At 66.3% G+C, this 22256-nt stretch carries 26 protein-coding genes and 1 tRNA gene; 21 read left to right on the top strand and 6 right to left on the bottom strand.

Going from position 1 to position 22256, the window contains the following annotated elements:
- Positions 1 to 17 precede the first annotated feature (17 nt).
- The 5 genes from infC (at position 18) to ptsP (ending at position 4329) form a co-directional block, all read left to right on the top strand.
- Complete coding sequence (gene infC / locus AC6CR5_RS01125; RefSeq protein ID WP_076410237.1) at positions 18 to 569, top strand: translation initiation factor IF-3; 552 nt, start codon at positions 18 to 20, stop codon at positions 567 to 569.
- Between the two features lie 164 nt (positions 570 to 733).
- Positions 734 to 1711 (top strand): glutathione synthase, encoded by a 978-nt coding sequence (gshB, locus tag AC6CR5_RS01130; RefSeq protein ID WP_498085214.1) that lies wholly within the window; start codon positions 734 to 736, stop codon positions 1709 to 1711.
- 17 nt (positions 1712 to 1728) lie between these two features.
- Positions 1729 to 2130: a PTS sugar transporter subunit IIA gene (locus AC6CR5_RS01135; RefSeq protein WP_020927045.1), complete on the top strand. Its 402-nt coding sequence runs from the start codon at positions 1729 to 1731 to the stop codon at positions 2128 to 2130.
- Positions 2131 to 2240: 110 nt separating this feature from the next.
- Complete coding sequence (locus AC6CR5_RS01140; RefSeq protein ID WP_006387993.1) at positions 2241 to 2510, top strand: HPr family phosphocarrier protein; 270 nt, start codon at positions 2241 to 2243, stop codon at positions 2508 to 2510.
- A 43-nt stretch (positions 2511 to 2553) separates the two neighbouring features.
- A complete protein-coding gene (gene ptsP / locus AC6CR5_RS01145; RefSeq protein ID WP_045953099.1) occupies positions 2554 to 4329 on the top strand; it encodes a phosphoenolpyruvate--protein phosphotransferase in 1776 nt (591 codons plus the stop codon).
- Positions 4330 to 4558: 229 nt separating this feature from the next.
- On the opposite strand, the gene amt is transcribed toward ptsP, so the two are convergent.
- Together amt and AC6CR5_RS01155 are read right to left on the bottom strand one after the other, a co-directional pair.
- The gene (gene amt / locus AC6CR5_RS01150) at positions 4559 to 5797 is read right to left on the bottom strand and encodes an ammonium transporter (RefSeq protein ID WP_006387995.1); all 1239 of its coding nucleotides are present in this window, start codon (positions 5795 to 5797) and stop codon (positions 4559 to 4561) included.
- Between the two features lie 31 nt (positions 5798 to 5828).
- Positions 5829 to 6167: a P-II family nitrogen regulator gene (locus tag AC6CR5_RS01155; RefSeq protein WP_006218735.1), complete on the bottom strand. Its 339-nt coding sequence runs from the start codon at positions 6165 to 6167 to the stop codon at positions 5829 to 5831.
- Between the two features lie 542 nt (positions 6168 to 6709).
- Between AC6CR5_RS01155 and AC6CR5_RS01160 the strand changes: the two genes are divergently transcribed.
- The 11 genes from AC6CR5_RS01160 (at position 6710) to AC6CR5_RS01210 (ending at position 15648) form a co-directional block, all read left to right on the top strand.
- The gene (locus AC6CR5_RS01160) at positions 6710 to 7144 is read left to right on the top strand and encodes a DUF5339 family protein (RefSeq protein ID WP_020927046.1); all 435 of its coding nucleotides are present in this window, start codon (positions 6710 to 6712) and stop codon (positions 7142 to 7144) included.
- 207 nt (positions 7145 to 7351) lie between these two features.
- Positions 7352 to 7603 carry an accessory factor UbiK family protein gene (locus AC6CR5_RS01165; protein ID WP_006384618.1) on the top strand — a complete coding sequence of 84 codons (252 nt, stop codon included), beginning with the start codon at positions 7352 to 7354 and terminating at the stop codon, positions 7601 to 7603.
- A gap of 85 nt (positions 7604 to 7688) precedes the next feature.
- A complete protein-coding gene (locus AC6CR5_RS01170; protein WP_054518358.1) occupies positions 7689 to 9236 on the top strand; it encodes a YifB family Mg chelatase-like AAA ATPase in 1548 nt (515 codons plus the stop codon).
- A gap of 441 nt (positions 9237 to 9677) precedes the next feature.
- Entirely contained in the window at positions 9678 to 9875 is a 198-nt protein-coding gene (gene rpmI / locus AC6CR5_RS01175; protein ID WP_006387997.1) for a 50S ribosomal protein L35, read from the top strand.
- 17 nt (positions 9876 to 9892) lie between these two features.
- The gene (gene rplT, locus AC6CR5_RS01180) at positions 9893 to 10252 is read left to right on the top strand and encodes a 50S ribosomal protein L20 (RefSeq protein ID WP_006387998.1); all 360 of its coding nucleotides are present in this window, start codon (positions 9893 to 9895) and stop codon (positions 10250 to 10252) included.
- Positions 10253 to 10329: 77 nt separating this feature from the next.
- A complete protein-coding gene (gene pheS, locus AC6CR5_RS01185; protein ID WP_006387999.1) occupies positions 10330 to 11352 on the top strand; it encodes a phenylalanine--tRNA ligase subunit alpha in 1023 nt (340 codons plus the stop codon).
- Positions 11353 to 11365: 13 nt separating this feature from the next.
- Complete coding sequence (gene pheT, locus AC6CR5_RS01190) at positions 11366 to 13783, top strand: phenylalanine--tRNA ligase subunit beta (protein WP_498085215.1); 2418 nt, start codon at positions 11366 to 11368, stop codon at positions 13781 to 13783.
- A 3-nt stretch (positions 13784 to 13786) separates the two neighbouring features.
- Positions 13787 to 14125 carry an integration host factor subunit alpha gene (locus AC6CR5_RS01195; RefSeq protein WP_006388001.1) on the top strand — a complete coding sequence of 113 codons (339 nt, stop codon included), beginning with the start codon at positions 13787 to 13789 and terminating at the stop codon, positions 14123 to 14125.
- 57 nt (positions 14126 to 14182) lie between these two features.
- Complete coding sequence (locus tag AC6CR5_RS01200; protein WP_006388002.1) at positions 14183 to 14614, top strand: MerR family transcriptional regulator; 432 nt, start codon at positions 14183 to 14185, stop codon at positions 14612 to 14614.
- Between the two features lie 291 nt (positions 14615 to 14905).
- Positions 14906 to 14982, top strand: a tRNA-Pro gene (locus AC6CR5_RS01205).
- Positions 14983 to 15333: 351 nt separating this feature from the next.
- On the top strand, positions 15334 to 15648 hold the full coding sequence (locus tag AC6CR5_RS01210) for a hypothetical protein (RefSeq protein ID WP_131727054.1): 315 nt from the start codon (positions 15334 to 15336) through the stop codon (positions 15646 to 15648).
- 121 nt (positions 15649 to 15769) lie between these two features.
- Here AC6CR5_RS01210 and AC6CR5_RS01215 read toward each other — a convergent pair whose 3' ends face one another.
- Together AC6CR5_RS01215 and AC6CR5_RS01220 are read right to left on the bottom strand one after the other, a co-directional pair.
- Positions 15770 to 15937 carry a hypothetical protein gene (locus AC6CR5_RS01215; RefSeq protein WP_162531794.1) on the bottom strand — a complete coding sequence of 56 codons (168 nt, stop codon included), beginning with the start codon at positions 15935 to 15937 and terminating at the stop codon, positions 15770 to 15772.
- A 67-nt stretch (positions 15938 to 16004) separates the two neighbouring features.
- Complete coding sequence (locus AC6CR5_RS01220; RefSeq protein WP_020927051.1) at positions 16005 to 16163, bottom strand: DUF6726 family protein; 159 nt, start codon at positions 16161 to 16163, stop codon at positions 16005 to 16007.
- A 311-nt stretch (positions 16164 to 16474) separates the two neighbouring features.
- On the opposite strand from AC6CR5_RS01220, the gene AC6CR5_RS01225 reads away from it, so the two are divergent.
- The 4 genes from AC6CR5_RS01225 to AC6CR5_RS01240 all read left to right on the top strand — a co-directional run bounded on the left by AC6CR5_RS01225 (position 16475) and on the right by AC6CR5_RS01240 (position 18970).
- A complete protein-coding gene (locus tag AC6CR5_RS01225) occupies positions 16475 to 16795 on the top strand; it encodes a hypothetical protein (protein WP_150100184.1) in 321 nt (106 codons plus the stop codon).
- A 69-nt stretch (positions 16796 to 16864) separates the two neighbouring features.
- Entirely contained in the window at positions 16865 to 17170 is a 306-nt protein-coding gene (locus AC6CR5_RS01230; RefSeq protein ID WP_020927055.1) for an NIPSNAP family protein, read from the top strand.
- A gap of 157 nt (positions 17171 to 17327) precedes the next feature.
- Positions 17328 to 18245, top strand: coding sequence for a PhzF family phenazine biosynthesis protein (locus AC6CR5_RS01235; protein WP_200221091.1), 918 nt, complete (start codon positions 17328 to 17330; stop codon positions 18243 to 18245).
- Positions 18246 to 18535: 290 nt separating this feature from the next.
- Positions 18536 to 18970, top strand: a complete 435-nt coding sequence (locus AC6CR5_RS01240; RefSeq protein ID WP_006388011.1) for a GNAT family acetyltransferase — start codon at positions 18536 to 18538, stop codon at positions 18968 to 18970.
- Between the two features lie 89 nt (positions 18971 to 19059).
- On the opposite strand, the gene AC6CR5_RS01245 is transcribed toward AC6CR5_RS01240, so the two are convergent.
- Together AC6CR5_RS01245 and AC6CR5_RS01250 are read right to left on the bottom strand one after the other, a co-directional pair.
- Positions 19060 to 20013: a M14 family metallopeptidase gene (locus AC6CR5_RS01245; protein WP_047992948.1), complete on the bottom strand. Its 954-nt coding sequence runs from the start codon at positions 20011 to 20013 to the stop codon at positions 19060 to 19062.
- Between the two features lie 9 nt (positions 20014 to 20022).
- On the bottom strand, positions 20023 to 21024 hold the full coding sequence (locus AC6CR5_RS01250; RefSeq protein WP_498085216.1) for a Bug family tripartite tricarboxylate transporter substrate binding protein: 1002 nt from the start codon (positions 21022 to 21024) through the stop codon (positions 20023 to 20025).
- A gap of 150 nt (positions 21025 to 21174) precedes the next feature.
- On the opposite strand from AC6CR5_RS01250, the gene AC6CR5_RS01255 reads away from it, so the two are divergent.
- Entirely contained in the window at positions 21175 to 22038 is an 864-nt protein-coding gene (locus tag AC6CR5_RS01255) for a MurR/RpiR family transcriptional regulator (protein ID WP_054441568.1), read from the top strand.
- Positions 22039 to 22256: the final 218 nt, after the last annotated feature.

The following is a 22256-nucleotide window of genomic DNA, read 5'->3' on the forward strand; positions in this document are numbered from 1 at the left end:
TTCTAGGAGCTTTCAACATCGCCACTGAAAAAGCCAATCGCATCAACGGTGAAATCCGCGTCCCCGAGGTGCGCCTGATAGGTCTGGACGGAGAACAGCTGGGCATCGTCAAGATTGCCGATGCGTTCCGTCTTTCCGAGCAAAACGACGTGGATCTGGTGGAAATCGCGCCGAACGCCGAGCCGCCGGTCTGCCGTTTGATGGACTACGGTAAGTTCAAGTACCAAGAGCAGAAGCGTCAGGCCGAAGCTCGTTCGAAGCAGAAGGTCATCCAGGTCAAGGAAGTCAAATTCCGTCCGGCCACCGACGAGGGCGACTACCAGGTCAAGCTGCGCAACCTGCGCCGCTTCCTCGAGGAAGGCGACAAGGCCAAGGTGACGCTGCGGTTCCGCGGCCGTGAAATGGCCCACCAGGAACTGGGCATGCGGGTACTTGAGCGTGTGCGCGACGATCTGCTGGAATTGGCCCAGGTCGAAGCCATGCCGAAGCTCGAAGGCCGTCAGATGGTCATGGTGCTGGCGCCCAAGAAGAAGGCTGCCCCCGCGGGCAAGCCGGAATCGGCGGCATAAAGCTCCTGCCGGCCTTCCCGTCCGGGAAGGCCTGGCCGCTCTTGCCCCGCGACCCGCCGTCCAGCCCATGTTCGGCGGGTTCGCTTATTGGGCGGCTCTGCGCTACGATGTCATAGATAGCCGCCTTCCCGAAAGGGAAGGCGGTGTACGTTCGGGGTGTCGCGATGCATGTTTTGTTCGTTTTGGATCCCTTGCCGCTCTTGAAGGCGTACAAGGACAGTTCTGTCGCCATGATGCGTGCCCTGGTGGCGCGCGGGCATACGCTCAGCGTGGCCATGCAGGGCGACCTGTACATCGAGACCGGCACGGTCAAGGCCGTCACCACGCCCATCGAGCTGGTGGATGGCGCCGACCTGCACGGCCATGACTGGTGGCGCGAATCGGCGCCGCAGGACCTGCCGCTGGCCGATTTCGGCGCGGTGGTGATGCGCAAAGACCCGCCTTTCGACATGGAATACGTGTATTCCACCCACCTGCTCGAATACGCCCAGGCGCAAGGCGCCAAGGTGTTCAACAGCGGCGCGGCGATCCGCAACCATCCCGAGAAGCTGGCCATCACCGAAATCAGCGAGTTCACCGCGCCGACGCTGGTGACGCGCAACATGGCGCGCCTGAAGGCCTTCCACGACACCCACCACGACGTCATCGTCAAGCCGCTGGACGGCATGGGCGGCACCGGCGTGTTCCGCCTGCAGCCCAAGGACCCGAACCTCAACGCCATCCTGGAAACGCTGACCGACAACGGCGCGCGCACCATCATGGCGCAGCGTTACATCCCCGAGATCGTCAAGGGCGACAAGCGCATCCTGCTGATCGGCGGCGAACCGGTGCCGTATTCGCTGGCGCGCATCCCGCTGGCCGGCGAAACCCGCGGCAACCTGGCCGCGGGCGGCCGTGGCGTGGCGCAGCCGCTGTCGCCGCGCGACCGCGAGATCGCCGAGGCGGTGGCCCCCAGGCTGGCCGCGCGCGGCCTGCTGCTGGTCGGCCTGGATGTCATCGGCGACTACGTCACCGAGGTCAATGTCACCAGCCCCACCTGTTTCGTGGAAATCGCCGAACAGACCGGTTTCGACGTCGCGGGCATGTTCGTCGAGGCGCTGGAAAAGGCCGTGGCGACAGGTGCCGTGGCAGCCGCCGCCTGAGCGCGCTGGAATCCGCCATGACCACGGGTATCGTCATCGTCGTGCACGCGCCGCTGGGCGCCGCCATGCGCGAATGCGCCAGCCATGTCATGGGCAACCTTGACGGCATGCTGGCAATCCACGACATTCAGCCCGAGGACTTGCCGGACGACCTGGCGCCCGCGGTGCTCAAGGATATCCTGGAGCAGGACCATGGCGGCGGGGTGTTGGTGCTGACCGACCTGATCGGCGCCACGCCCGCCAATATCTCCAAGCGCGCCGTGGCCGATGCCCAGGCGCAGGGCATCCAGTGCTGTGTGCTGGCGGGCCTGAATACCCCCATGCTGCTGCGCGCCTTGACCTACCGTAGCCTCTCCCTGGCGGAGACGCGCGAAAAGGCGCTGGCCGGCGGGGTGCAGGGCGTGTTGCGGGTAGACTGACGGGCAGGAACTTGTCCTATTATTTCGGCTAATATTTCAAGCCGATGAGTGGTTCGACAATTTGCTGCAATCACCAACTGCGGCGTGATGCCGTGGTCATAATATCTCCTATGCCTAATACAGACATTGTCATCAGCAATAAACTGGGTTTGCATGCGCGGGCGGCCGCCAAACTGACGCAACTGGCGAGCAAGTTCTCCAGCGAGATCTTCATCTCGCGGGGCGCGCAGCGGGTCAATGCCAAGAGCATCATGGGGGTCATGATGCTGGCCGCCGGCCTGGGCGTGACCGTCAAGCTGGAGGCTTCGGGCAGCGATGCCGAGCAGGCCCTCTCCGAAATTGAAACTCTGTTCGACAGCAAATTCGGTGAACAGGAATAGCAGCGCTTCCGAATCCGCCGGCCCGGACGACGTCCGGGCCGGCATGTCCGCGGCCGGTACCGCGGTTCTTGCACATGACGGGGATGGCTCAGCCAGCCCCGTTATTTGTTTGTACGGCAAGGGCGTGGCGCGCGGTTACGCCATCGGCCGCGCGGTGGTCATGGGGGCGGCGGCGCTGGAAGTCGCGCACTACCGCATCGCGCCCGAGGACGTGCCGGCCGAGAGCAGCCGCCTGACCGAGGCGCTGGCCTCGGCGCAGCAGGAACTGCGGCAACTGGCCGATACCCTGCCAGCCGATGCGCCGCGCGAGCTGGGCGCGATGCTCAATGTGCACAGCCTGTTGCTGGGCGACCCGTTGCTGGCCGAGCAGACGCTGGCGCTGATCGCCGAGCGGCACTACAACGCCGAATGGGCGCTGACCACGCAGGGCCAGATCCTGGGCCAGCAGTTCGACGCCATGGAAGACGAATACCTGCGCGAACGCGGCGCGGATGTGCGCCAGGTGATCGAGCGGGTGCTGCACGTGCTGTCCGGCACCTCGGCCATTCTGCCGGACATGTCGCACATGGGCGGCGACGAGGCGCTGGTGGTGGTGGCGCACGACATCTCGCCGGCCGACATGCTGCGCCTGCGCGGCGGACGCTTCGCCGCCTTCGTCACCGACCTGGGCGGGCCGACCTCGCATACCGCCATCGTGGCGCGCAGCATGGGCGTGCCGGCCGTGGTGGCCATGGGCAACGTGCGCGAGCTGGTGCGCGACGGCGACATGCTGATCATCGACGGCGCCGCCGGCGCGGTGGTGGTCAATCCGTCGGAACGCATCCTGCAGGAATACCGCCGCCGCCAGGCCGCGTACGCCGATGAGCGCGCCGAACTCGGCCTGTTGCGCGACGAGCCGTCGGTCACCCTCGATGGCATCGACATCGTCCTGCACGCCAACATCGAACTGCCGGAAGAGGCGGCGCTGGCGCTGGCCTCCGGCGCGCACGGCATCGGCCTGTTCCGCAGCGAATTCCTGTTCATGGGGCGTCCGGACCTGCCGGGCGAGGAAGAGCAGTACGAGGCCTACGCGTCCGTCGTGAAGGTGATGGCGGGCCGTCCCGTCACCATCCGCACGCTCGACATCGGCTCGGACAAGACGCTGGACGGCGAAGCCACGGTGGCCACCAATCCGGCGCTGGGGCAGCGCGCCATCCGTTACTGCCTGGCGCGCCCGGAGATGTTCGCGACCCAGCTGCGCGCCATCCTGCGGGCCTCGGCCCATGGGCCGGTGCGGCTGCTGATCCCGATGATCGCCCACATGCACGAGGTGGTGGCGACGCGGGCCGCCATCGAGTCGGCGCGGCGCGAGCTGGATGCGCGCGGCCAGGCCTATGCGGCGCACATGGAAGTGGGCGCCATGGTCGAAGTGCCGGCCATCGCCATCGCGATCGAGCCCTTCGCGCAGGCGCTGGATTTCCTGTCGATCGGCACCAACGACCTGATCCAGTACACGCTGGCCATCGACCGCGGCGACCACGACGTGGCGTCGCTCTACGATCCTTTGCATCCGGCGGTGTTGCGGCTGGTGGCCCACACCATCAATGCCGGCGAGCGGGCCGGCAAGCCGGTGGCGGTGTGCGGCGAAATGGCCGGCGATTCGCGCATGACGCGGCTGCTGCTGGGGCTGGGGTTGACCGAATTTTCCATGCATCCGCAGCAACTGCTGGACGTGAAGCGGGAAGTGCGGCGAGCGCACACCAACGCGCTGCGCGTGAAGGTGGCCAGCGCCTTGAACCGGGCCTTGCCGGTGGATCTGGATACGCTCGACCTGGCCTGACAGCGATTGACTCCCGGGCATGGCTCCGGCGAACGGGAAAGCCCGGCGCATGCGCCGGGCTTTTTTTTGCCGCCGGCGCGTGGCGCTGCAGGCGCGATGTGCCGAGGCCTTCGAGTTCGCGCCGCTCGTGCGCCGCCCGAGCTTTCGAGGGGTCCACTCCGACGAAAAAAAGCCCCCTGTGAAGGGGGCTTCCCATGGCCCCGCCCGGCAGGCGGGCGGGGAAGGGCGATCAGCTGTGATAGGCCGATTCGCCGTGGCTGGTGACGTCCAGCCCTTCGCGTTCCTGGTCTTCCGGCACGCGCAGGCCGCACAGGGCGTTGGCGATCTTGTAGGCGATCCAGGCGACCACGCCCGACCAGACGATGGTCAGCAGCACGCCTTCGAGCTGCACCCACAGCTGGCCCAGGATCATGCCAGGCTCGGCCAGGCCCGGGCCGCCCAGGGCCTGGGCGTTGAAGATGCCGGTCAACAGGGCGCCGACGATGCCGCCCACGCCGTGCACGCCGAACACGTCCAGCGCATCATCGGCGCGCAGCAGGCGCTTCAGGCCATTGACACCCCACACGCAGACCACGCCGGCAACCACGCCGATGATCAGCGCACCCACCGGGCCCACCAGGCCGGCGGCCGGGGTGATGCCGACCAGGCCGGCGACGGCGCCCGAGGCGGCGCCCAGCATCGAAGGCTTGCCCTTGATGGCCCATTCCGTGAACAGCCAGGCCAGCACGGCGCCAGCGGTGGCGATCATGGTGTTGAAGAAGGCCAGGGTGGCGTTCTCGTTGGCGGCCAGGGCGGAGCCGGCGTTAAAGCCGAACCAGCCCACCCACAGCAGCGCGGCGCCCACGAAGGTCATCGGCAGGTTGTGCGGCTGCATGGCTTCGCGGCCATAGCCGACGCGCTTGCCGACCACATACGCGCCCACCAGGCCGGCCACGCCGGCGTTGATGTGCACCACCGTGCCGCCGGCGAAATCCAGCGCGCCCTTGGCATTGAGCAGGCCCGGCGCCGTTTCCGAGGCGAACCAGACCATGTGCGCAATGGGGATGTAGGCGAAGGTGAACCAGATCACCGTGAACACCAGCACCGCCGAAAAGCGGGCGCGTTCGGCGAAGCTGCCGACGATCAGCGCGCAGGTGATGCCGGCGAACGTGGCCTGGAAGGAGGCGAACAGCAGCTCGGTCAGCGAGTTCGACATGGCGTACTTGCCGTCGGCTGGCGTGAACATGCCGGAGAAGAAGGCGCGCGAAAGGCCGCCGAAGAATGCGTTGCCTTCGGTGAAAGCGAGGGAATAACCGTAGATGAACCAGAGGACCAGGCCCAGCACGAACGTGCACATCACTTGCAGCAGCACCGACAGCACGTTCTTGCTGCGTACCAGGCCGCCATAGAACATCGCCAGACCGGGTACGGCCATCATCAATACGAGGAGGGTAGAGACGAGCAACCAGGAGATATCTGCTTTATCCATTTTCAGGCTCCAATGAGTCTTTCTTATTTGTCTACAGCGCAGCTTCGCCGGCTTCACCCGTCCGGATGCGGATTACTTGTTCGAGGGGGGCGGCGAAGATCTTGCCGTCGCCGATCTTGCCGGTGCGGGCGGCCTGTTCGATCGCTTCGATGACCTGGTCGACCAGATGGTCGGGCACGGCGGCCTCGACCCGCAGCTTGGGCAGGAAATCGACGGCGTATTCCGCGCCGCGGTACAGCTCGGTATGGCCCTTCTGGCGCCCGAATCCCTTCACTTCGGTAACGGTGAGGCCCTGGACGCCGATTCCGGATAGAGCCACCCGCACTTCGTCGAGCTTGAAGGGCTTGATGATGGCGATGATGAGTTTCATGGCATTTCCTCTCATGGTTGCACGTTGGCATCGACAATCAAGCAAATTCCATGCCATGTGGGTCGATGCCTGGAAAGCGCAGAGGCAGGCGCGTTTATTGTGCCGAATTGCACCGATATGGTGCGTCATGCACCATCTGCCAGCCTCAATCCGGTGCATCCCGCCACCAACGTGAGGAATGCAACGGAATATGTTCTGGCGCCGCCATTTGTTGCCAGTTGATGCCGGTGTGATCGCGCTTTGTTGCGCTCGCGGTGGGTGACGCGCATCGCCCATGGCGGTGCGCGCCTGGCCGCCGGGCCTTGCGGAGCGGGCTTCGCGCGTCCCTGAAAGCGGTTTCATGAGCTTGAAAAGCGGGGCACGCCCACGCCTAAAGGGCGGCAGGGCGTGATACGAGGGTTTACACGCATAAGCTTGTTGCCAAAGGTAGGCTGAAGAAGAATCAAGTCCGGCTCATTGCGATGGCAGGGCCTGATCGGGCCGCGACAAGAGGTTCCGGCGTTGCGGCTCTCTGAATACGAAAAGCAATAAAGGAAAGAGGAATGATGAATACCCAACGCAAGACCTTTGCCGTGCTGGCGCTGGCCGCCGCGCTGGCCGCCCTGGCTGGCTGCAACAAGAGCGACGAGAAGGCAGCCCCGCCCGCGGCTTCGACCACGCCGGCCCCGTCCACCACCACGCCGGGCACGCCGCCCGCGGCCACCACGCCGCCGGCCACGACCGCGCCGTCCGGCTCGGGCGCGCCCGCCGGCGCCACCGCCGGCCTGCCTGCCGAGTGCGATGCCTACCTCACCAAGGTCAGCGCGTGCATGGACAAGCTGGGCGCCTCCAATCCCGCCGCGGCCAGCTTCAAGCAGCAGCTCGACGCCGCCAAGACTCAATGGGCCACGATCAGCGACAAGACGCAGCTGGCCTCCCAATGCAAACAGTCGGCCGACCTGTTTGCGCAGTCCGCTTCGCAGATGGGCTGCAAGTAACGATGTTGGTAGGGGGCTGCCCCCAAGGCGGCCCGGTTTTCTCCTGTGCTTTGATGGGCGGTCACCGCATGCGGCCCGCCCTCTTTTTTTGCCGCCGGGCCGCCCCAAGGCAAAAATGCCCCCTCGGGGGGCAGCGACCCGCGCAGCGGCGGAGCGTGGGGCCGGAAAGCACTACACTTGAGGCACCAAGAATATCGTGAGGCCGCTATGAACAATCGCACCCAGTGGATGGAAGACATCCAGAAGAACATCTCCGACCTGATCGCCCGCAGCCCGGCGGCGGATGTCGAGCGCAACGTGCGCGCCATGATGACGCAGGCGTTCTCCAAGCTCGATCTGGTCACCCGCGAAGAGTTCGACGTGCAGGCCGATTTGCTGGCGCGCACGCGGGCGCGCGTCGATCAGTTGTCCGCCACGGTTGAACAGCTTGAGTCGCGCCTGGCGGCCCTGGACAAGTAATCCGCGCGGACATTTCTGCCACGGCCGCATCCGCGGCCGTTTTCGTTTTCGGCATACTGGCCTTCGATCGCCCTCGGAGACCACCTTGACCCTTGCCGTAATCGCCAGCCGCACGCTCAGCGGCCTGCACGCCCATGCGGTGCGCGTCGAGACGCACCTGGGGCCGGGCCTGCCGAGTTTCAACGTGGTCGGCCTGCCCGACACCGAAGTCCGCGAAAGCCGTGAACGCGTGCGCGCGGCGATCCTCAACAGCGGCTTCAATTTTCCCGCCGGCCGCATCACGGTCAATCTGTCGCCGGCCGACATTCCGAAGGAGTCCGGCCGCTTCGACCTGCCCATCGCGCTGGGCCTGCTGCTGGCCGCCGGACAATTGGCGCCTCGGGAGGAGGGTGCGCAGGAAGGGGGCGCGGCCGCGGCGCAGGCCGCCGCGCCCGATCCGCTGTTGGCCGGCCTGGTGCTGGCGGGCGAATTGTCGTTGACGGGCGCGCTGGTGCCCGTCTCGGCAGCTCTGGTGATCGCGCTGAGCGTGGCGCGGGAGTCGCCCGGCGCCACGCTCATCCTGCCCGCCGGCAGCGCCGAACAGGCGGCCTGGGTCGAGGGCCTGCGGGTGCTGTCGGCCCGCAGCCTGGCGGATGTGGCGGCTCATGTGGCGGGCGTCTGCCACTTGCCGGATGCCATTGCGGCGAGCTGGCCGGCCGCGCCGCCGGCGCCGTGCCTGTCGGATGTGCGCGGCCAGCCAGGTGCGCGGCGCGCCCTTGAAGTGGCGGCCGCGGGCGGCCACAGTCTCTTGATGGTGGGGCCGCCCGGGGCCGGCAAGAGCATGCTGGCCGCGCGCCTGCCCGGCCTGCTGCCGCCGCTGGCGCGTACGCAGGCGCTCGAGGTCGCGGCCATCGCCGCGCTGGCCGGCGCGCCGGACGCGCGCATGGGCACGCCGCCGTTCCGCGCCCCGCATCATTCAGCGTCCCCGTTCGCGCTGGTGGGCGGCGGCGGCCGCCCGCGTCCCGGGGAGATCAGCCTGGCCCATCACGGCGTGCTGTTCCTGGACGAGCTGCCCGAGTTCAGCCGGCGCACGCTCGAGGCGCTGCGCGAGCCGCTGGAGACGGGCAGGGTGGTGATCGCCCGCGCCCTGCACACCGCCCAGTTCCCCGCCCGCTTCCAGCTGGTGGCGGCGATGAATCCGTGCCCCTGCGGCTGGCGCGGCCACCCGCGCCGGGCCTGCCAGTGCACGCCGGACCAGGTGGCGCGTTATGCCGGCAAGGTTTCGGGGCCGCTGCTCGACCGGATCGACCTGTATGTGACCCTGCCGCCGCCCGATCTGGAAAGCCTGCAGGGACCGCCCGGCGAGGCGTCGGCGCCAGTGCGGGCGCGAGTGGCGCGTTGCCGCGAGCGCCAGCTGGCACGGCAGGGCAAGTCCAATGCCGGCCTGGCCGGCGCCGAACTGGAGCGTCATTGCCCCATGGACCCGTCCGCCCAGGCGCTGTTGTTGCAGGCGATGCGGCGATTGGCGGGATCCGGGCGGGCGCTGCATCGCGCCCTGCGGGTGGCGCGGACCATCGCCGACCTGGACGGGGCGGATACGCTACAGGCCAGCCATGTGGCCCAGGCGGTGCAGTATCGACGGCCGGGGGTATGATGGCGGATCGCCCCTCGGGACTTGGGGCCGCCTCGGTGCGGGGTTCTGTTTCCCCTGGTCCGTCCCTGGTTGTGCTGCCCTGTTGTCCGGCGCCGTGTCCCGGCTCGACAAAACCAGGGAAATCACCATATAATCAAAGGCTTTCCCGGATCCAGGCTACTTTTTTGCCGGCGGTGCGGGGAAGGCCGGGCCAAATGCCCTGGCGGCAGCCGAATGGCGCAAGCCGGGATTCATGGCCCTGGGGGTATTCGAGTAATACCCCCGAAGTACCCCAGCAGTACCCCAGCAGTACCCCCAAGAAGTGGCAAGAGGTCCTCAAGTTTTGCCGCAATGGTGTAGGTCGAACGTTTCCGCCTTCGTGGCTTGGGGCGTTGCCAACCGCCTTGCGACAAGCACCTCGCGTCATGTAAATCAACAATGCGTTCAGTTTAGGGAATCATCATGCCCAAGATGAAAACCAAGAAAAGCGCCGCAAAGCGCTTTCAGGTTCGCGGCAGCGGATCCATCAAGCGTGGTCAGGCGTTCAAGCGTCACATCCTGACCAAGAAGACCACCAAGAACAAGCGCCAGCTGCGCGGTTCGGCGGCGGTTCACGAGACCAACGTGGCTTCCGTGAAAGCCATGATGCCTTTCGCTTGATATAAGGGAGATCTACTATGCCTCGCGTCAAACGCGGCGTTACCGCCCGCGCACGTCACAAGAAAGTCATTTCCGCCGCCAAGGGTTACCGTGGCCGCCGCGGTAATGTGTTCCGTATCGCCAAGCAAGCGGTCATGCGCGCTGGCCAATACGCCTACCGCGACCGCCGCAACAAGAAGCGCACGTTCCGCGCGCTGTGGATCACGCGTATCAACGCCGCCGTCCGCGAACATGGCGTCAGCTACAGCGTGTTCATCGCCGGCCTGAAGAAGGCTGCGATCGAACTCGACCGCAAGGTCCTGGCCGATCTGGCCGTGCGCGACAAGGCCGGCTTTGCCGCCATCGTGCAGCAAGCCAAGGCTGCCTTGGCTGCCTGATCGCGCGCTTTAACTCATCGCGCATCGCTGCAAACGGGGCTGTAATGGCCCCGTTTGCGTTTTGAAGGCTGGATTTCATGACTCAATCGGTTGACGACCTGGTTTCCCAGGCGCAAGAACGGTTCGCCGCGGCCACCGACGCCGCCGCGCTCGAAAACGCAAAGGCCCGTTTCCTGGGCAAGGACGGCGCGCTGACGGTCCTGCTCAAGGGGCTGGGCAAGCTCGATCCCGAGCAGAAGCGCGACATGGGCGCCCGGATCAATCAGGCCAAGCAGAAGGTCGAAGAGCTTTTGAATCTGCGCCGCGCCGCCTTGGCGCAAGCGGAGCTGGATGCCCGCCTGGCCTCCGAAACCATTGACGTATCGTTGCCGGGCCGCGGTCGCGTGCCGGGCGGCATTCATCCCGTCATCCGGACCTGGGAGCGGGTCGAAGAGATCTTCCGCTCCATCGGCTTCGACGTGGCCGACGGCCCCGAAGTCGAGAACGACTGGACCAATTTCACCGCGCTCAACAACCCGCTGGACCATCCGGCGCGTTCCATGCAGGACACGTTCTACGTCGACATGAAAGACGCAGACGGCCTGCCGCTGCTGTTGCGCACGCACACCAGCCCCATGCAGGTGCGTTACGCCCGCATGCACAAGCCGCCCATCAAGGTCATCGCGCCGGGGCGCACCTATCGCGTCGACAGCGACGCCACGCACTCGCCCATGTTCCACCAGGTGGAAGGGCTCTGGATCGCCGAGGACATCTCGTTCGCCGACCTGAAGGGCGTGTATACCGATTTCCTGCGTTGCTTCTTCGAAAGCGACGATCTCGTCGTGCGTTTCCGCCCGTCGTTCTTCCCGTTCACCGAACCGTCGGCCGAAATCGACATGATGTTCACGTCGGGTCCCAACCGCGGCCGCTGGCTGGAAATTTCCGGCTCGGGCCAGGTGCACCCACAGGTGGTGCGCAACTTCGGCCTTGACCCTGAACGTTATATCGGCTTTGCCTTCGGTTCCGGCCTGGAGCGCCTGACGATGCTGCGCTACGGCGTCAACGACCTGCGCCAGTTCTACGAAGGCGATTTGCGCTTCCTGCGCCAGTTCAACGAATAACAGACGGCTGATCATGCAATTTCCCGAATCCTGGCTGCGTACGCTGGTCAATCCTCCGATCGCAACCGACGAACTCGCGCACCGGCTCACCATGGCCGGCCTGGAAGTCGAAGACACCGTGCCGGCCGCGCCCGCGTTCACGGGCGTGGTGGTCGCGCACATCGTCGAGATCGCCCCGCACCCGGACGCCGACAAGCTGCGCGTCTGCCAAGTCGATGATGGCTCCGGCGCGCTGCTGCAGATCGTCTGCGGCGCGCCCAACGCGGCCGCCGGCCTGAAGGTGCCGCTGGCCCGCGTCGGCGCGGAACTGCCCGGCGGCATGAAGATCGGCGTGGCCAAGATGCGCGGCGTGCAATCGTCGGGCATGCTGTGCTCGGCGCGCGAACTGGGCCTGTCGCAGGACCATGCCGGCCTGCTGGAGCTGCCGGCCGATATGGCGCCGGGCCAGTCGATCCGCGAAGCGCTGGACCTGGACGACACGCTCTTCACGCTGAAGATGACTCCCAACCGCGCCGACTGCCTGTCGATCCTGGGCGTGGCGCGCGAAGTGGCCGCGCTGACCGGCGCGCCGCTGTCGGTGCCGACCGCCAAGGCCGTGCCCGTGACTTTGGACGAGCTGCGTCCTGTCAGGATCGAGGCGCCGGACCTGTGCGGCCGCTTCGGCGGCCGCGTGATCCGCGGCGTGAATGCCCGCGCGCAGACCCCCGCCTGGATGAAGACGCGCCTGGAGCGCGCCGGCCAGCGTTCGGTGTCGGCGCTGGTGGACATCTCCAACTACGTCATGCTGGAACTGGGCCGACCCTCGCACGTGTTCGACCTGGACAAGATCCACGGCGACCTGTCGGTGCGCTGGGCCCGCGAAGGCGAGACGCTCGAACTGCTGAACGGGCAGACCGTCACGCTGGATTCGAAGGTCGGCGTGGTGGTGGCTGGCGACCAGGTCGAAAGCCTGGCCGGCATCATGGGGGGCGAGGCCACGGCGGTCACCCTCGACACGCAGAACATCTATCTGGAAGCCGCGTTCTGGTGGCCGCAGTCGCTGGCCGGCCGCGCGCGCCGCTACAAGTTCAGCTCCGAGGCCAGCCACCGCGGCGAGCGCGGCGTGGACTTCGCCACGATTCCGCAACACATCGAATTCATCACGCGCCTGATCGTCGACATCTGCGGCGGCCAGGCCGGTCCGCTGGACGACCAGATCGTTAACCTGCCCAAGCGCGAGCCGGTGCGCATGCGCCTGGCACGCTGCCATCGCGTGCTGGGCGTGCCGGTCACGCAGGCCGAAGTCGCAAAGATCTTCGGCAGCCTGGGCCTGGAATTCACGCTCGATGGCGACGATTTCATCGTCACCCCGCCGTCGTACCGCTTCGACCTCGAGATCGAGGAAGACCTGATCGAGGAAGTGGCCCGCATCTACGGTTTCGAGAACATCCCCACCGTGCCGCCGCTGGCGCGCGCCAAGATGTTCTCGCAGCCCGAAGTGCGCCGTGGCCCGCATGCGCTGCGCCGCCTGGCCGCCGCGCAGGACTACCAGGAAGTCGTCAACTACAGCTTCGTCGAAACCGAGTGGGAGCGCGACTACGCCGGCAACGACACGCCGGTCAAGCTAGTCAACCCGATCGCGAGCCATCTGTCGGTGATGCGTTCGAGCCTGATCGCCGGCCTGGTGGCCAACATCCGCCACAACGCCAACCGCAAGCAGACCCGCGTGCGCCTGTTCGAACTGGGTCGTGTGTTCGCGCGCGACGATGCCGCCAAGGACGGTCCGCTGGAAGTGGCCGGCGTGCGCCAGCCGCTCAAGCTGGCGGGCGCCGCATGGGGACCGTCGGTGGAAGAGCAGTGGGGCGTGCCGGCGCGCCAGGTCGATTTCTACGACGTGAAGATGGATGTCGAGGCGCTGTTCGGTACGCGTGGCGCCCGCCTGCGTTTCGAGGCCGCCGCCCACCCCGCGCTGCATCCGGGCCGCAGCGCCCGCATCACGCTGGATGGCAAGCAGGTTGGCTGGCTCGGTGAGCTGCATCCGCGCTGGGCGCAGCAGGCCGACCTGGCGCACGCGCCGGTGGTGTTCGAACTGGACGTGCAGGCGCTCTCCGAAGGCGAGCTGCCGCAGGTGCGCGAGCTGTCGCGCCAGCCCGTGGTGGTGCGCGACCTGGCCCTGTGGGTCGATGCGCCCGTGACCGTCCAGTCCATGCTGGACACGGTGGCGGCGACCGTCAAGGCCGACCCGCAACTGGCCGTGGTGCAGGACGTGCGCCTGTTCGACGTCTGGCGCGAAAAGCCCCAGGGCGACCAGCCCGTGGCCGAGAAAAGCCTTGCGTTCCGTTTCTGGCTACAGGACACTGAGGTCACACTGGACGAAGCCCGGGTGGCCGCCTGCCTGGCACGCATCAAAGACGCTTTGGTCAGTGCCCACGGCGCGCGCCAGCGCGCTTGAACCATGGGGAACAGTATGCTTGCCGAGCCGCGCACCCTGACCAAGGCCGAGCTGGCCGAACTGCTCTTCGAGCGGGTCGGCCTGAACAAACGCGAAGCCAAGGACATCGTCGATACGTTCTTCGAGGAAATCCGCGACGCCCTGGCGCGCGGTGACTCCGTCAAGCTTTCGGGCTTCGGGAATTTCCAGGTGCGCGACAAGCCGCCGCGCCCGGGGCGCAACCCCAAGACCGGCGAAACCATCCCGATCGCCGCGCGCCGCGTGGTCACGTTCCACGCGAGTCAGAAACTTAAGAGCGTCGTCGAACAGGCCACGCCCGCGGCGCCAGACGCCGAGGAGTGATACGCTTTGTCGGTAATTGTTATCGGCTCTCGACGCATCGCGGCATAGAATTCTCTTATGACACGTACCGAATCCACCGTTACCTTACCGCCCATTCCCGCCAAGCGTTACTTCACCATCGGTGAAGTCAGCGACCTGTGTGGCGTCAAGCCCCATGTCCTGCGGTACTGGGAACAGGAATTCACGCAGCTCAAGCCGGTGAAGCGGCGCGGTAACCGTCGCTATTACCAGCACCATGAAGTGCTGCTGATCCGCCGCATCCGTTCCCTGCTGTACGAGCAAGGCTTCACCATCAGCGGCGCGCGCAACCGCTTGGGCGATGCGCGCGATACGCCGCACGACCAGGATGCCGCGGTGCGCCTGAGCGGCGCGGAGATGCAGGCCCTGCGCAACGAGCTGGGCAATGTGTCGACGATGCTGGGCGAGGCGCTCGGCTCGGCCGCTACGGCTTCGAGCGGCAATGCGGTGAGCGCCAACGCCACGGCCTGAGCATGGCGGTGCATTGCACCGCCGTCTATCCGAGTTGATGGCCCCGCGCCATGCGCGTTGTCGTTGAACGCGGCGTGCATGGACCGCTGAGACCTGTAGTTCACTCTGTCGCATAGTGCAGCTCATCCTGTGGTTCAGTCCGCCATTCAGTACCTTGCGTGCCATGCGCGAGCCTTGCCTGTGAGTGTTGCGGGCATTGCGTAGGGCACGCAAATTTTTTTTGAGTATTCGGCACTTTTTTTGCACCAATGCGTGCAAACAATTTTTAGGTCTGCTATACTCTTTTTCTTTCGGGGCGTAGCGCAGCCTGGTAGCGCACTTGCATGGGGTGCAAGGGGTCGCGAGTTCGAATCCCGCCGTCCCGACCAGCAATACCCTAGGGGGTTAGTGATGAAAATCACTAACCCCCTTTCTCATTGCGGCCCCAACGCATGGGGCCAAACCCATGGGGGCCAAACCCATGGGGGCCAAACCCATGGGGGCTAAATCCGTCGAATATCGGCGGCGCCTGTGGAGTCTTCCACATGCACGGGCATGTCGTTCAGTGCTCATTTCGCTCAGTCCTCATTGCCCATTCGTGATGGTTGCTGCGTTGCCTGCAATTGGAACAGCTGTGAACAGCGGGACGGGTTCGTGGCCGATCCACTCTTCCTTTCGTTATAGTTATCTCCCATGTTCAATACGCTATCTGAAAGGGAGGGATGGTGAGATCAGTCGCAGTGCTGCTGCTTGTTGTATTGACGGGGTGTGCTTCGGTGGAGGATCTGCGAACCGGGGGCACGATCTATGAAGGCGAGACTTCCAAGCCTGTTGCCGAATACGGCCCGTGTGTCTCGGAAAGATGGTCGAAATTCAGCGCCGGCTGGACGAATTACTACCCAGTGCCCAAAGGGATAGAGATCGTGTATGCCCCCATGTTTGTCGATCTGCTCCTGCGCGCCGTGGAGCAGGATGGGGTGACTCGAATTCACATCGGAAGTCGCGCCGGTTGGCGTGCGACCGATTTCGTTCAAGCGGCCAAAGACTGCGCTTAAGTGTGCGATCGTTCCGGCCATCGCCTCGTGCGATTGGCCATTTTTGTTCTGTATCCACAATCATGCCTAAAGGTCAGCCCTTCGGGGGGTGCGGCATTGCCCGCACGGCGCAAGCAGAGTGTCAGAACCTGAACCCGCTGATGTATTCCCCGCAGGCGTTGTAGCTGATCTTTCCCTTGGTCTTCATGTCATAGCGCAGCATCGTGCCGGCCTTGTCGATGTAGAAGATCACGGCACAGTCGGTGTACTCGGGCACGTAGGCGCTGTAGGCCCCATATGTCGTGCCCATCGGAAACGATTGGTTTTTCGGCGCAAAACGCGTGAGCGTTGCCGAGCCGATATGGGCCCGGGCGCCATCAATCGATAACCTCCGCGCACGCATCCGTCGGCGCGGCCGCGACGCCGCCGACGACCGGCACGATCTTGATGACGGCGGACGTGACCCGACAAGGCGCGGCGGCCAGGCCGCAGCCCGCGCAGGACAGGCAGAGCAGGGAGATCAGCAACCACTTCATGGGAGATGCGCCGGCGGATGGATGTTGGCACCGTCGGCGAGGCCAGGGTGCAATGGGAAGATTGTGCGTTGCGGGCCTGCCGGCAATAGTGGGGAATTGATGGGTGAATGTAATGACGTTTGCCCGCGATCAATCAGGATGTAACCGGGGCGCGCGCCCATGGTCGCGGCGTCGTCTGGTTGCGCCCCTGGGGGGCAGCATGTGTGCGGCGTGTCGGTCTCAGCCACGCGCGGAGGCCCGCCAGGACTGCGCTGACGCCATCCGCGCCTTCCGCGCACGGGAGGTAGGTTATCCTGCCGTCGTGTGAATTGATGACGCCGTCGAACTCCATGCCCCGCCCGCCGAAACCGGATGCCGCCGTGCGTCACTACCGCTTTGCCTGCCAGGACATCGAGGCGCGATACGGCCACGGCAATTTCGATGATGCCGGCGACCACGTCGCCGAGGCGCTGCGTGACGTATCGGCTTGGGAGAACCAGTATCCGCTGGCTTTCGAGTTCGACACCGTGCATGCCAATCCGTGGTATCACGCGTTCGTCGTGACGGTCACCGGCCTGCCGGACGACGTTGCGCGGCGTTTCGCGGATCGCATGCGGATGCTCGGCCTGCCGTCGCCGCGCTCGGCCGATTGACCGGAATTCGGCCCGCGCGCTAGGATGCCGCGGCGCGTTCGCGCCTCGTCCATCCGCTACGGAGTCTTCATGGTCACCTGCTATCTGCGTTACGTCATCGACCCCAGCCGTCTCAAGGAATTCGAAGCCTACGGCAAGATGTGGATTCCGCTGGTCGAGAAATTCGGCGGCACGCATCATGGCTACTTCCTGCCCTCCGAAGGGGCCAACAATATCGCGCTGGCGCTGTTCACGTTTCCCAGCCTGGCCGAGTACGAACGCTATCGCCAGCAGTCGATGTCGGACGCGCAGTGCCAGGCGGCGTTCAAGTACGCTGAGGACACGCGCTGCATCCTCAGCTACGAGCGCAGTTTCTTCCGTCCCGTGTTCGACTGAGCGCGGGCGCGGCGTGTTTCACCTGGTCGCCGTGCGCGACCCTGCGCCCCGCGTCGGTCGGCCTGTTATGCCTTGATTTGGACCGCTCTGTGTCTGTCGCGGGGCGGGGGCGGCGCGCATAATTTTCCGCATCCGCCATCCGCTTCCAGGAGCCTGCATGCGTTACCGCTACGTCACCGCCGATGTCTTCACCGAACAGGCCTACCAGGGCAACCCGCTGGCGGTGGTGCTGGAGGCCGGGGGGCTGGATACGGGGCAGATGCAGCGCATCGCGCGCGAGTTCAATTATTCAGAGACCAGTTTCGTATTGCCGCCGCGCGATGCCGGGCACACGGCCTGGGTGCGCATTTTCACGCCCGACCGCGAGGTGCCGTTCGCCGGCCATCCGAATGTGGGGACGGCGGTGGTGCTGGCGCGCGAGATGATCGCGACCGGCCAGGCGGCTCCGGCCCGCTTCGTGTTCGAAGAGGAGGCGGGGTTGGTGCGTATCGACCTGCGTTATCGCGAGGACGGCGGCCTGCTGGGCGCCGAACTGGCCGCGCCGCAGCCTTTGACCCGCGCCAGCCAGGTGACGGCCGAGGCCGCGGCGCGCGCATTGGGCCTGGCGCCCGCCGATATTTTGCTGGCCGAACACGCGCCGCAGGTGGTGTCGGTGGGGCTGGTCTTCCTGGTGGTGCAACTGGCCAGCCGCGACGCACTGCGTCGCGCCCGGCCGGATCCGGCGGGCTATGCGGCCTTGCTGCCGCTTGATGGCGCCCGCTCCATCTATGCCTACACCACCGATTGCGGCGCCGATACCGCGCTGGGACCCACGGATATCCAGGCGCGCATGTTCACCGGCCGCATGACCGAAGACCCCGCCACGGGCAGCGCGACGGGCGCGGCGACGGCATTGCGGGCGGCGCTGCGGGGCGCGGGCGCGCTGCGCCTGCGGGTGGGCCAGGGGGTGGACATGGGACGCGCCAGCCTGTTGCTGGCGCACGCCGAGGTGCGTCCGGACGGCGTGTGGGCTGGCGTGGCCGGCCAGGCGGTGGTGGTGATGGAGGGCACGCTGCCCGCGCCCGCCGCGGCCTGAATGCGCGGGCGCGAGCTTGTCGCGGCGCATCGCGGTCGTGTATGCTGGCCGCCATGAACCGCACCCATCATGCCCCGCCGGCCGCGCCGGCCCGGGCGGACAACCGACGAATCACTCGACGCCTGCGTTGAGTGGCAAGCCGTGTTCGAGCGCCGGATTCTCCCGGCGTTCCATCCAGAAGGCCACGATACCCCTCGTGGCCTTTTTGTTTGCGCGGCATGCGCGCTTTGCTTTCCAGCCATCGAGGCGTAGCGCCCGGCCTTCGTTTTTTCCATCGAGAGGAACGAAGCATGAAGCATCCCGAACTGGCCATCCGGTCTTTCCATCCGGCGGACGAAGCTGCCATCATCCAGCTGTGGACCGACTGCGGATTGACGCGGCCCTGGAACGATCCGCGCAAGGACGTGGCGCGCAAGTTGACCGTGCAATCCGACCTGTTCCTGGTCGGCGAGGCGGACGGCGCCATCGTCGGCACGTTGATGGGCGGCTATGACGGCCACCGCGGCTGGGTCAACTACCTGGCGGTGTCGCCGGCCCATCAGCGCCGTGGCTACGCGTCGGCGCTGATGCGGGCGCTGGAACGCAAGTTCCTGGAGATGGGCTGCCCCAAGATCAACCTCTTGATCCGTTCGGGCAATCTGGCGGTGAAGGACTTCTACGCCAGCCTGGGGTTCCAGCAGGACGAGGTCATCAGCCTGGGCAAACGCCTGATTCCAGACCTGTGATGCGAGGAGGGGGGGCGCGGCCGCCTCGCGCCCGGACTGACCGCCAGGCGACGCGCCGGCCGGGCTTGCGGATTGCGCAAGCCCGGCCTTCACATCGGCTCGGTCAGGTATACCGCCTCGCGACCGACGATGGGCATGCGGGTGGGCATGAAGATCGTGCAGTTGTCGCACGGCGAGCGGATTTCCTCGCCGGCGTTGATGGCGATGAGGTCGCCCTTGTCGAAGACCTCGAAGCCCAGCACCGGCCGGGTGAAGGTGAAGTCTTCCGACTTGACCATATGTACTTCGAGCAGCCGGAAGGGCTGGGCTGGCGTGGACGGCGCGTTGCCGGCCGGCGTGTCGACCAGGCCCAGGCGCGCCAGGAAGCGCAGCGTGACGTCGGTGGCGAGCGTGGCGGCCGATTGCGCGAAATGCTGGCCGCATTCGACCACCAGCGCGCCGCCGCTGTCCGAAGCGGGGTCGCCATGACGGCCGTAGTTCAGCACGCCGGTGCCGGGGAAGCGGCCGGCCGGCATCACCAGTTGCACCGCGGGGGCGCCGATGGCGGCGGCCAGCGCGGCGTTGCGCGCCATTTCGGGGTAGACCCAGAACGGCTGCACCGGCGCCCGCGTCGAATGGATGTCCAGCACGTAATCGGCGGCATCCAGCACCGGGCGCAGTTCGCGCGCGCGCCGCAGTTCCGGGCTCTGTTCGTTGCCGTCGAGCCATTCGGGCGACCAGATACGGTTCAGGTTGTGGACCAGCTGGCGGTTTTCGTAGGGGTTGTCGATGTCGAAGGCGTTGTACGCCTCCATGTTGGCGAAGCTGACAGTAAGCGTGCCGATCTTGGGACGCACGCCGGTATCGAGCAGGTGGGTGGCGGCCACCATGCCGCAGATTTCATTGCCGTGGGTCAGGGCGTTGATCAGCACGTGCGGGCCGGGCTTGCCCGATTCAAAGCGGTGCACGTAGTCGATGCCGGTGTTGCCCTGGCGATAGGCGGACAGGTCGCGCGGCAGGACCTCGAGCGGCGCGGTGTCGGGAGCGAAAGCGGGATTGGACATGGCGGAAACCTATTCCGGACGGATGCCGGCGCGGTCGATCAGGTCTTTGTACAAGGCCAGGCGCTGCGACATCATGTCGGTGAATTGTTGTGGGGACTGCAATTCGGGCGGCAGGGCGCCGCTCTTTTCCAGCGACTGCACCGTGGCTTCCTGGCGGGCGGCGGTCTGCACCGCCTCCAGCAGTTTCTGCAGGACGACGGGCGGCGTGCCGGCGGGCGCGGCGAGGCCGATCCACGACATTGAATTGAGCACGGGGTAGCCCAGCTCGGCGAAGGTGGGCACGTCGGGCAGCGAGGGAAGGCGATTGGGCGCGGCCACGGCCAGCGCGCGCATCTTGCCGGCCTGGATGTGGGGCAGGAAGGGCGCCAGGTTATCCAGCGCGAACTGGGCCTCGTTGGACAGCAACGCGTTGAGCAGCGGCGCGCCGCCGCGATAAGGCACGTGCACCGCGCCGACCTGCAGGGTGTGCTTGAGCAGTTCGGCGTTGAGCTGCCCCATGCTGCCGACGCCGGCGGTGGCGAAGTGGACATCGTCCGGGTGCGCCTTCAGGTGGGCGATGAATCCGGCGAAGTCCTTGACGGGCAGGACGGCGCTGGTCACCAGCACGTTGGGCGAACGCGCCAGCTGCGAGATCGAGGCGAAATCCTTGATCGGGTCATAGCCCAGGTTGGGATGCATCAGCGGGTTGGCCAGGTGCGAGCTTTGCGACGAGGCCACCAGCGTGTAGCCGTCGGGCTTGGCGCGCGCCACGCGCTGGCTGCCGATGGCGCCGCCGGCGCCATCGCGGTCCTCGACCACGATGGTGACGCCGAGGATCTTGCCCAGCACTTCGGCATAGAGCCGGCCGGCCAGGTCGACGGAACCGCCGGCGGGAAAGGGCACCACCAGGGTGATGGGACGCGAGGGATAGGCGGCGTCGGCGCGGGCCGACAGGGGCAGCAAGGCGGCGGCCAGGCCCGCGATCAGCAGTTGGCGGCGGGCGGGCGACAAGGCCTCGGACGGGTGCTTCATGAAGCTCTCTTGTGGGGAATAACGGTTCGGTCTATTCTGCAATACGCATTGCAAAACGAAATATAGTCTGCAATGAACGTTGTTGAATTTGGGGTTATCACCTAGGCCGTGATCCGGCCGGAGCCCGGCACCTTGGAGTCCGCCCGCATCGTGAATCTGCACCAGCGCATCGCCGCCTACGACAAGAAACTGACCAAGACCGAACGGCGCCTGGTCGAGGACATGCAGGCGCGCTATCCCCAGGGCCTGCTCGAGTCCGCCACGGCGCTGGCGCGCAACGTGGGCACCAGCGCGTCAACCGTGGTGCGGCTGCTGGCCAAGCTTGGCTATGACAGCTACGCCCAGGCGCAGATGCAGGCGCGCGCCGAACTCACGGCGCGGCTGGCCTCGCCGGGCGAGCGGGCCGACGCGGTCAGCGTCGACAATCCATCGGCGCAGGCCTGCCTGCGCAACGCCTTGCTGCACGACCAGCACAACCTGGAAACGACCTTTGCCGCCATCGACGTGGCGGCGTTCGAGGCCTCGGTGCGGTTGTTGACACAGCGCCGCGCGCGCGTGCACGTGCTGGGGCTGCGCCAGGCCGCGCCGCTGGCCAGCCACATGGCGCTGTACCTGAACCTGTGCCTGCCGGGCGTGCGCGCCATGACGGCATCGGGGCCGTTGTTCCTGGAAGACCAGCTGCTGTGGCTGGACGAGCAGGATGTGCTGCTGGCGTTTACGTTCCGGCGCTACTCGGTGGCCGCGGCCAATGCGGTCAAGGTCTTCAGGGAACGTGGCGGCAAGGTGGTGCTGGTGACCGACTCGGCCGCGGCGCCGGCCGCGGCCCAGGCACACCATGTGCTGTTGGCGCGCACCTCCAGCGCGTCGCCATTCGATTCGCACGTGGCGGCATTGTCGATCTGCAATGCCTTGCTGGCGGCGGTGGCGCTGCGCCGCAAGAAGGAACTGGCCGCGACGCTCGAACGCGGCGAGGCCTTGTGGGACGCGCAATGGATTCATCCGCCGGCGCGTTGAGTGGCGGCGCAGCAGGGCGCGCAGGCGTGTGCGGCGCGCTCCCGCGTGTTCGCGCCGGTGCCGCGGAAACGGGCTGGATTCAAGGCTTTGTCGCGCTTGTCCAGATGCGTCGGCACCATGCGTCCTAGTACTCCATAACCCCCTGAAAACATTGCTTTTCAAGCCCGCTTTTTGTTGGCATATTGCGGGCGGATCTAGCGGATTTCAGGAGAGGAGGA

It is taken from the genome of Achromobacter sp. EG18 (assembly GCF_059759395.1).

What these genes read in the sequence shown, in the direction of transcription:
- ptsP (WP_045953099.1), top strand. Translation starts at nt 2,554, where the DNA reads ATGTCCGCGGCCGGTACCGCGGTTCTTGCACATGACGGGGATGGCTCA.
- AC6CR5_RS01220 (WP_020927051.1), bottom strand. Translation starts at nt 16,163, where the DNA reads ATGAAGTGGTTGCTGATCTCCCTGCTCTGCCTGTCCTGCGCGGGCTGC.
- AC6CR5_RS01245 (WP_047992948.1), bottom strand. Translation starts at nt 20,013, where the DNA reads ATGTCCAATCCCGCTTTCGCTCCCGACACCGCGCCGCTCGAGGTCCTG.
- AC6CR5_RS01200 (WP_006388002.1), top strand. Translation starts at nt 14,183, where the DNA reads ATGACACGTACCGAATCCACCGTTACCTTACCGCCCATTCCCGCCAAG.
- AC6CR5_RS01230 (WP_020927055.1), top strand. Translation starts at nt 16,865, where the DNA reads ATGGTCACCTGCTATCTGCGTTACGTCATCGACCCCAGCCGTCTCAAG.
- AC6CR5_RS01215 (WP_162531794.1), bottom strand. Translation starts at nt 15,937, where the DNA reads ATGGGCACGACATATGGGGCCTACAGCGCCTACGTGCCCGAGTACACC.
- AC6CR5_RS01165 (WP_006384618.1), top strand. Translation starts at nt 7,352, where the DNA reads ATGAACAATCGCACCCAGTGGATGGAAGACATCCAGAAGAACATCTCC.
- AC6CR5_RS01240 (WP_006388011.1), top strand. Translation starts at nt 18,536, where the DNA reads ATGAAGCATCCCGAACTGGCCATCCGGTCTTTCCATCCGGCGGACGAA.
- AC6CR5_RS01135 (WP_020927045.1), top strand. Translation starts at nt 1,729, where the DNA reads ATGACCACGGGTATCGTCATCGTCGTGCACGCGCCGCTGGGCGCCGCC.
- rpmI (WP_006387997.1), top strand. Translation starts at nt 9,678, where the DNA reads ATGCCCAAGATGAAAACCAAGAAAAGCGCCGCAAAGCGCTTTCAGGTT.
- AC6CR5_RS01250 (WP_498085216.1), bottom strand. Translation starts at nt 21,024, where the DNA reads ATGAAGCACCCGTCCGAGGCCTTGTCGCCCGCCCGCCGCCAACTGCTG.
- pheS (WP_006387999.1), top strand. Translation starts at nt 10,330, where the DNA reads ATGACTCAATCGGTTGACGACCTGGTTTCCCAGGCGCAAGAACGGTTC.
- AC6CR5_RS01235 (WP_200221091.1), top strand. Translation starts at nt 17,328, where the DNA reads ATGCGTTACCGCTACGTCACCGCCGATGTCTTCACCGAACAGGCCTAC.
- rplT (WP_006387998.1), top strand. Translation starts at nt 9,893, where the DNA reads ATGCCTCGCGTCAAACGCGGCGTTACCGCCCGCGCACGTCACAAGAAA.
- AC6CR5_RS01140 (WP_006387993.1), top strand. Translation starts at nt 2,241, where the DNA reads ATGCCTAATACAGACATTGTCATCAGCAATAAACTGGGTTTGCATGCG.
- gshB (WP_498085214.1), top strand. Translation starts at nt 734, where the DNA reads ATGCATGTTTTGTTCGTTTTGGATCCCTTGCCGCTCTTGAAGGCGTAC.
- AC6CR5_RS01160 (WP_020927046.1), top strand. Translation starts at nt 6,710, where the DNA reads ATGATGAATACCCAACGCAAGACCTTTGCCGTGCTGGCGCTGGCCGCC.
- amt (WP_006387995.1), bottom strand. Translation starts at nt 5,797, where the DNA reads ATGGATAAAGCAGATATCTCCTGGTTGCTCGTCTCTACCCTCCTCGTA.
- AC6CR5_RS01225 (WP_150100184.1), top strand. Translation starts at nt 16,475, where the DNA reads ATGACGCCGTCGAACTCCATGCCCCGCCCGCCGAAACCGGATGCCGCC.
- AC6CR5_RS01155 (WP_006218735.1), bottom strand. Translation starts at nt 6,167, where the DNA reads ATGAAACTCATCATCGCCATCATCAAGCCCTTCAAGCTCGACGAAGTG.
- pheT (WP_498085215.1), top strand. Translation starts at nt 11,366, where the DNA reads ATGCAATTTCCCGAATCCTGGCTGCGTACGCTGGTCAATCCTCCGATC.
- AC6CR5_RS01195 (WP_006388001.1), top strand. Translation starts at nt 13,787, where the DNA reads ATGGGGAACAGTATGCTTGCCGAGCCGCGCACCCTGACCAAGGCCGAG.